Origin of the sequence: Streptomyces sp. NPDC005805, from assembly GCF_040630445.1 — a bacterium.
In the GTDB taxonomy this organism is placed as follows: domain Bacteria; phylum Actinomycetota; class Actinomycetes; order Streptomycetales; family Streptomycetaceae; genus Streptomyces.
Window position 1 is genome coordinate 1 of the sequence record NZ_JBEXXN010000070.1, and the last position, 7,421, is coordinate 7,421.

A 7,421-nucleotide genomic window follows, 5' to 3' on the forward strand; every position below is an offset into this window, starting at 1 on the left:
CGGGGCCCGGCCCGGGCCCCGCCCGGCCGGTCGGCTCCGGCCCGGGGCCGGGCGCGGGTCAGGTCACGTCGCGGGCGGCGATCGCGAGGGTGCGTTCCGCCGCCGCGTCGACCGCCGCGTCGATGAAGCGGCCGTCCGGGAGGGCCATCGCGCCCTGGTCGGTGGCGGCGGCCTTGACGATCTCCTCGGCCGCGTCGATCTCCGCCTCCGTGGGGCGGTAGGCCGCCTCGATCACCGGGAGCTGGCGGGGGTGGATCGCGGTGCGGCCCAGGAAACCCAGGGCGCGGCCGTGCACACAGGAGTCGTGCAGCGCGTCCAGGTCGCGGATGTCGGGGAAGACGGACTGCGCCGGCGGGGCGAGGCCGGCCGCGCGGGCCGCGAGGATGGTGCGCAGACGCGGCCAGTCCAGGCCCCGGTCGTCGCGCACCCCGAGGTCCGCCCGCAGGTCCGACTCGCCGAGCGCGATCCCGCGCACCGCGTCGTGCGCGGTCGCCACCGCGTACGCGTGCTCCACCGCGAGCGCCGACTCCAGCAGCGGGTACAGCGGCAGCCCCGGCGCCTTCGCGGCGACCCGCTGGACGTCGGCCGCGTAGGCGACCTTGGGGATGCGCAGCGCGGCCAGGCCCGGCAGCCCCGCCAGGACGTCCACGTCGTGCGGCGAGTTCACGCGGACGTGCACCGGCAGGGGCAGCGGCGAGGCGAGCAGGTCCGCCGTGGCGGCGAGCGCGTACTCCTTGCGGTGCCCGGCGACCGCGTCCTCCAGGTCGACGATCACGACGTCCGGGCGGGCGGCGATCGCCTTGTGCACGACCTCGGGGCGGTCGCCGGGGGCGTAGAGCCAGGTGAGCGGGAAGGTCATAGCGCTCCTTCGGTCCGCAGTGCGGTGATGTCGGCGGAGGTCAGGCCGAGTTCGGCGAGCACCTCCTCGGTGTCGGCGCCGTGCGGGCGCCCGGCCCAGCGGATGGCCCCCGGCGTCTCGGACAGCCGGAAGAGCACGTTCTGCATGCGCAGGGTGCCGAGTTCGGGGTCGGGGACCTCGGTGATCGTGCCGAGGGCCCGGTACTGCGGGTCGGTGAGGACGTCGCGGATGTCGTACACCGGCGCGATCGCCGCCTCCGCCTTCTCGAACGCGGCCACCGCGTCCGCGCAGCTGCTGCGCGCGATCCAGCCGCCGACCGCGCCGTCCAGCTCCTCCGCGTGCTCCGCCCGCCCGCTGCCCGTGGCGAACCACGGCTCCTCGATAAGCTCCGGCCGCCCCACCAGGCGCATCACCCGCTCGGCGACGGACTGCGCGGAGGTGGAGACCGCCACCCAACGCCCGTCCAGGGTGCGGTAGATGTTGCGCGGCGAGTTGTTGCGGGAGCGGTTCCCGGTGCGCGGCTGGACGTAGCCGAGCTGGTCGTACCAGAGGGCCTGCGGGCCCAGCACCGCCAGGATCGGTTCGATGATCGCCAGGTCGACGACCTGGCCCCGGCCGGTGGACGCCCGCGCGGTGAGCGCGGTCATCACGGCGTACGCGGTGGCGAGCGCCGCCACCGAGTCGGCGAGGCCGAACGGGGGCAGGGTGGGCGGCCCGTCCGGCTCCCCGGTCGCCGCCGCGAAGCCGCTCATCGCCTCGGCGAGGGTGCCGAAGCCGGGCCGGTGCGCGTAGGGGCCGAACTGCCCGAAGCCGGTGACCCGGGCGAGGACGAGCCGAGGGTTGGCCGCGCTCAGCTCCTCCCAGCCGAGGCCCCAGCGTTCCAGGGTGCCGGGCCGGAAGTTCTCCACGACCACGTCGGCGCCGGCCGCGAGCCGCAGCAGGGTGTCCCGGCCGCCGGGGGTGGACAGGTCCAGGGTGATGGCGCGCTTGTTGCGGCCGAGGACCTTCCACCACAGGCCGACGCCGTCCTTGGCGGGGCCGTGGCCGCGGGAGGGGTCGGGGCGGCGGGGGTGCTCCACCTTGACCACCTCGGCGCCGTAGTCGCCGAGCAGGGTGGCGCACAGCGGCCCGGCGAACAGGGTGGCCAGGTCCAGGACGCGCAGCCCGGCCAGCGGGAGGGGGCCGGCGGAAGCCGCCGGGGGCGGGTTCGGTGGGGTCTCGTGGGCGGTCATGAGGCGGCGTCGATCTCGGGGCGGTAGGGCATCGAGGTGGAGGCTCCCGGGCGTTGGACGGACAGGGCGGCGGCGGTGCAGGCCCAGGCCAGGGCCTCGGGCATCGGTCTCCCCTCGCCGAGGGCGACCGCGAGCGCCCCGGCGAAGGTGTCCCCGGCGGCCGTGGTGTCCACGGGGGTGACCCGGGGCGCGGCCACGGCGACCGGCTCCGCGTCCCGGGCCGCGTACAGACAGCCCGCCGCGCCCAGGGTGACCACCACCTCGGGCACCTCCCGCAGCAGTGCCGCCGCGGCGGCACGCGGGTCGCCGAGCCCGGTCAGGGCGGCGGCCTCGTGCTCGTTGGGAAGCAACAGGTCCACCGCGCCGAGGAGTTCGGGCGGCAGCGGCCGGGCCGGGGCGGGGGTGAGGACGGTCCGCACACCGTGGCGGCGGGCGGCCCGGGCGCCCTCGGTGACGGCGTCCAGGGGCAGTTCGAGCTGGAGCAGCAGAAGCCCGGCGGCCGCGATCACCGCCTCGTCGCCGGGGGCGAGGGCGGTGACGGTCCCATTGGCGGCCGGGATCACGACGATGGAGTTGGCCCCCTCGTCGTCGACCACGATATGGGCGGTCCCGGAGGGGCCCTCGGCGGTCCGCAGCAGGTCGGTGTCGACGCCGGAGGCCTCCAGGGTGTGCCGCAGGATCTCGCCGTAGTGGTCCGAGCCGACCGCGCCGACCATGGTGACCTCGCCGCCCGCGCGGGCCGCCGCCACCGCCTGGTTGGCGCCCTTGCCGCCGGGGACGGTGGCGAACTCCCGCCCGGTGACGGTCTCCCCGCGCCCCGGGGCGCGGGCCGCGTAGGCCACCAGGTCCATATTGGTGCTGCCGAGCACCACGATGCCGGTCATGGGCGCAGCGCCTCCTTCAGCGTGAGCCGGGCGAGGGTGTCGAAGCCGACGCCGTCGAAACCGGCGACGGACGTGGCGAGACGGTTCTTCAGCGGGGCCGTCCACCGCTCGGGCAGGGCCTCGGGGGAGCCCGCGAGCAGTCCGGCGATCGAACCGGCGGTCGCGCCGTTGGAGTCGGTGTCCAGACCGGCGGAGACCGCCTTGCAGATCGAGCCGGTGAAGTCGCCGTCGGCGTGGGTGAGGGCGGCGGCGAGCAGGGCCGCGTTGGGGACGGCGTGCACCCAGTGGTACCCGCCGTACGCGGAGTGCAGCGCGTCCACGACCCGGTCGAAGTCGGCGTCGGCGCGGGCGGCGGCGATGCCGTCCCGCACGGCGCGGGCCAGCCGGGACCGGGGAGGGACGACGGAGAGCCCGGCGGTCAGCGCGCCGTGCACATCGACCGTCCCGCCGGCCGCGGCGGCGAGGGCGGCCGCGGTGAACATCGCGCTGTGGACGCCGTTCGCGGTGTGGCTGAGCACGGCGTCCCGCCACGCCTGTCCGGCGGCGGCGGCCGGGTCGCCGGGGTTGGTCCAGCCGTGGACGTCGGCCCGGATCGCGGCGCCGATCCACTCCCGGAACGGGTTGCGGCGTACGGCGGTCAGCGGCGGCTCCAGCCCGCACAGCAGGTTCCGGTACGCGACCCGTTCGGCGGTGAACGTGCGCCCGGCGGGCAGCTCGTCCAGCCAGAGCGCGGCGAGATCGGCGGTGGCGAAGTCCCGGCCGTGCCGCTGGAGCAGGAGCAGCGCGAGGAGGGGGTGGTCGAGGTCGTCGTCCTCGGGCATCCCGTCGATGTTCTCGGCGAGACAGGTGCCCGCGCTGCGGCGGTTCCACGGGTACGCGGCGGCGAGCTCCGCGGGCAGCCCGCGGGCGGTGAACCAGTCCCCGAGGGGCCAGTTCCCGGTGGCCCGGGCGAGCGCGCGGATGCCGGTCAGCGGCAGCTTCTCGACCGGCTTCCCGAGCAGACACCCGGCGGCCCGCCCGAGCCAGGCGGCGTGCAGGGCGGCTTCCAGTCGCGGGGGTGCCGCCCGCTCCGGGGGCGAGCCGGTCGCGGGCCGTGCGTCCGGGGCGGACGCCACCGGCCCGGTGGGGGGTCGGTGGGGAGCGGGCGCCCCACCCGGCCGGTCGCGGGGCAGGTCCTGACCGCCGGGCGTCGCGCGGCCGGTGGGTGCGACCGGTCGGGGTGCGCGGCCGGTGGGTGCGGTGGGTTCGTACGGGGTGGGCGTCGTCTGCCCGGCGGGGGGCCGGTCGGGGCCGTGTGACGTGTTCCCCCGGCCCGGTCCGGCGGCGGGGGCGCGGTCGGTGGTCCGCCCCGGCGGGCCGTCGTCCCGGCGAGGGGCCCCCGCGGCGACGCGCGGCCAGTCGGGGCACGCGGCCACGATCGCGTCCCAGGCCGTGGGCTCGTCCGGGGCGGACGGGACCGGCAGGGCGGCCAGTTCGTCGAGAAGCTCCTCCGCGAGCGCGCGGAGCCCGGGCGGGGCCGGGGTCCCGGACGCGCCCGCCCGGTCCGGCGCGGGCGCCCCGCCCGCCGCGAGCCAGCGCGCCCGGACCCCGGCCGCGTCCCGCCCGTCCTCCTCGGCCTGGCGCAGTTCGTGCCCCACGAGGTCCTCGGGCTGCACCCAGGTCACCCGCAGCGCCCGCGGGGTCACCGGGTGGTCCCGATCGGTCCGCCGTGCGGCGACGCGGACGCGGCCCCTGGCGCTCGGACCGCGCGCGGCCCCGGCCGCCCTTCGCCCCGCTCCGCCGGGTGACCACCGGGCGGGAACGGCGCCACGGCGCGGGCGCGCCCCGGGTCGCCCGGCGCGCCGGTCCCCGCCGGACCGGTCGCGGGGCGCGGAGGGCGTCCGGGCGGGCCGCCGAGCAGCGCCCGGTTCCCGGCCGAGCCGGTCCCGGGCCGGGCGTGCGCTGCCCGGTCGTGCGGCCCCGTCACCGCGCCGCTTCCGTCAGGGCCGCGAACGCCGTCTCGTGGGCGCGGCGGCGGGTCAGGTCGCGGGTGTGGATCTCGCGGGCGACCGCCGCGAGTTCGGCGGCCGGGGCGTGGAGGTCGACGCGGCTCGCCTCGGCGACCCGGTCCGCCCACTCGCGCGGCACGGCGCCCTCGCCGTGCATCGCCCCCACGATCGCCCCGGCCATCGTCGCGATGGAGTCGCAGTCCCGCCCGTAGTTGACGCAGCCGAGGACCGTCTCCCGGAAGTCGCCCCCGCCGACCAGCAGCATGCCCAGCGCGACGGGCAGTTCCTCGATCGAGTGCAGCCGGGACGGCCGGCGCGCCCCCAGCGAGGGGGCGCGGTAGTCCGGGCCGACCGTGTCGAACGGGGCCACCGCCGCGCGCAGCGGGGCGATGGCCGACTCGGTGTCGGTGCGGCCCACAGCCGCCTCGGCCACCGCCTCGATCGCCGCCTGGGTGCCGTCCTTGGCGAGCGCGAGCGCGGCCGCCACCACCGTCGCCGGCGTCGACCCGGGCGCCGCCGCCGCGGCGACCGCGGCGGCGAACACCCCCGCCGCCTCCCGCCCGTACGAGGACTGGTGCGCCCCCGCGACGTCCAGCGCCTCGCGGTACGCGCCCTCCGGGTCGGCCGCGTTGACCAGGCCGACCGGCGCCATGTACATCGCCGCACCGCAGTTGACGATGTTCCCGACACCCGCCTCGCGCGGGTCGTTGTGCCCGTAGTGCAGCCGGTGCACGATCCACTTCTCCGCCAGGAAGACCCGGTGCAGCGGCAGCGTCTCCGCCTCCAGTTCGGGGATCCACCGGGGCGTCGAGATCAGGTCGGGGACCAGGTGGTCGGCGACCGAGAACGCGTCGAGGTGGTCGCGCACGGTCGCGTAGACCCGGACCAGCGCGTGGGTCATCAGGGTGTCGTCGGTGATGTGGCCGTGGCCCTTGTGGTACGGGGCGATCGGGCGGGCGGTGCGCCAGGCGTCGCCGTTCCAGGGGCCGACGATGCCGGTGACACGGCCGCCGTGGCGTTCGAGGATCTGTTCCGGGGTGTAGCCCTCGACCGGTCCGCCGAGGGCGTCGCCGACGGCGGCTCCGACGAGAGCGCCCGTGAACCGGTCGCCGAGGCCCGGACCGGGGGCGGGGGAGTCGGTGGCAGTGGCGGTCGCCGTGCGCGAGGTGGCTGTCGTCATGGCCGGATTGTCCCCCCTGGTCCGGTGTGTCCCGGGGACCTCACGCGGTGTTCCGGGCGGGACGGGGGTGCGCGTGCCGCGCGGCCCGGGCCGGACGGGGGCCTCGGCCCGGCGGGCGCGGGGCCTCAGAGCAGGGCGCCGCTCTCCTCCGGCTCCGCGAGCAGCGCCGCCAGCGCGACCAGATCGGTGCCGGCGAGATGCGGCAGGGCGCAGCCCGCGAGGGTGCGGCACGCCTCCCGCCAGGTCGCCGGGACGCCGTCCCCGCCGCCGAGGACGCCGGTGAGGGCCCCGGCCAGCGCCGGGGCCGAGTCCGCGACCCGGGACAGGCAGGCCGCCGCGGGCACCGCCTCCGCGATCCGGCCGCGGGCGGCGCAGGTGACCGCGAGCGCCACGGGCACGGTCTCGGCGGCGGCGATCCCGTAGCTGTAGACGTGGTCCACGATCTGGTGCTCCAGCAGCGGGACGAGGGCGAAGGCGGAGCCTGCCGAGCGGGCGAGGGCGAGCGCGTGGCGGGCGTTGCGGCCGATCTCGGTCGTGTCGGGCAACTGGCCGAGGGCGGCGGCCACGGCCGCCTCGGTGTCCGCGCCGCCGAGGGCCGCGGCAACGGCGGCGGCGACCGCGCGGGCGCCGTGCACCCCGTCGCCGTCCTGGGTGTAGCGCGCGTCGAACTCGGCGAGCGCGGCCGCGGCGGCCGGGTCCCCGGGGTGGACGGTGGCGAGGACGGCGGCCCGTACGCAGGCGGCGTCGTCGAAGTAGTGCGGGTTGTCGTGGCCGGTCGCGGGGGGACGCAGCCCGGTGGCGAGGTTGCCGAGGCCCGCGCGCACCGAGATCCGGGCGCGCAGGGGCAGTACGGCGGACTCCACCTCGGGGGCGCGCGCCGCGGCCGCCGCGACCTGCCCGGCGAGGGTGTTCCACGCGAGGTCGACGGCGGCGCGGACACGGCGGGCGGGCGGCAGCTCGCGGAAGTGCCCGCCCCGGGAGGTGAGCACGGTCCCGGCGGCGAACGCGGCCCACTCGGCGTCGTCGGACGGGCCGAGCCGCAGCGGTTCGGGCGGCTGGTTGAGCGCGATGGGGACGGGGAGGGTGGTGGTCGCGTTCTGCTCGGCGAAGGTGTCCAGCTCCCGGGTGAGCCGACGGGTCCACTCGGGCATCCGCCCGGCCCGATGCCGCGCGGCGGGCCACCCTGCGGCGTCCCCGACCGCGATCCCGAGCAACAGCCCCTCGACGGCGCGGCTGGCGTGGGTCACCGGCCCGGGCCCGGTCGTGGCGGCCGCGGTC

6 protein-coding genes are annotated in these 7,421 nt (G+C 78.1%); all 6 read right to left on the minus strand.

What is annotated here, in order from left to right; all coding sequences use genetic code 11:
• Nucleotides 1-58 precede the first annotated feature (58 nt).
• Complete coding sequence (locus ABZ457_RS27470; protein ID WP_359162601.1) at nt 59-859, minus strand: aldolase/citrate lyase family protein; 801 nt, start codon at nt 857-859, stop codon at nt 59-61.
• Entirely contained in the window at nt 856-2,091 is a 1,236-nt protein-coding gene (locus ABZ457_RS27475) for a CoA transferase (protein WP_359162604.1), read from the minus strand. Before ABZ457_RS27475 ends, ABZ457_RS27470 begins: the two co-directional genes overlap by 4 nt.
• Entirely contained in the window at nt 2,088-2,975 is an 888-nt protein-coding gene (gene rbsK, locus ABZ457_RS27480) for a ribokinase (RefSeq protein WP_359162607.1), read from the minus strand. Before rbsK ends, ABZ457_RS27475 begins: the two co-directional genes overlap by 4 nt.
• Nucleotides 2,972-4,660, minus strand: a complete 1,689-nt coding sequence (locus ABZ457_RS27485; RefSeq protein ID WP_359162609.1) for an ADP-ribosylglycohydrolase family protein — start codon at nt 4,658-4,660, stop codon at nt 2,972-2,974. The genes rbsK and ABZ457_RS27485 overlap by 4 nt, the downstream gene beginning before the upstream one ends.
• A gap of 277 nt (nt 4,661-4,937) precedes the next feature.
• Nucleotides 4,938-6,143 carry an ADP-ribosylglycohydrolase family protein gene (locus ABZ457_RS27490; protein WP_359162612.1) on the minus strand — a complete coding sequence of 402 codons (1,206 nt, stop codon included), beginning with the start codon at nt 6,141-6,143 and terminating at the stop codon, nt 4,938-4,940.
• A 125-nt stretch (nt 6,144-6,268) separates the two neighbouring features.
• Nucleotides 6,269-7,390, minus strand: coding sequence for an ADP-ribosylglycohydrolase family protein (locus ABZ457_RS27495; protein WP_359162658.1), 1,122 nt, complete (start codon nt 7,388-7,390; stop codon nt 6,269-6,271).
• Nucleotides 7,391-7,421 lie beyond the last annotated feature (31 nt).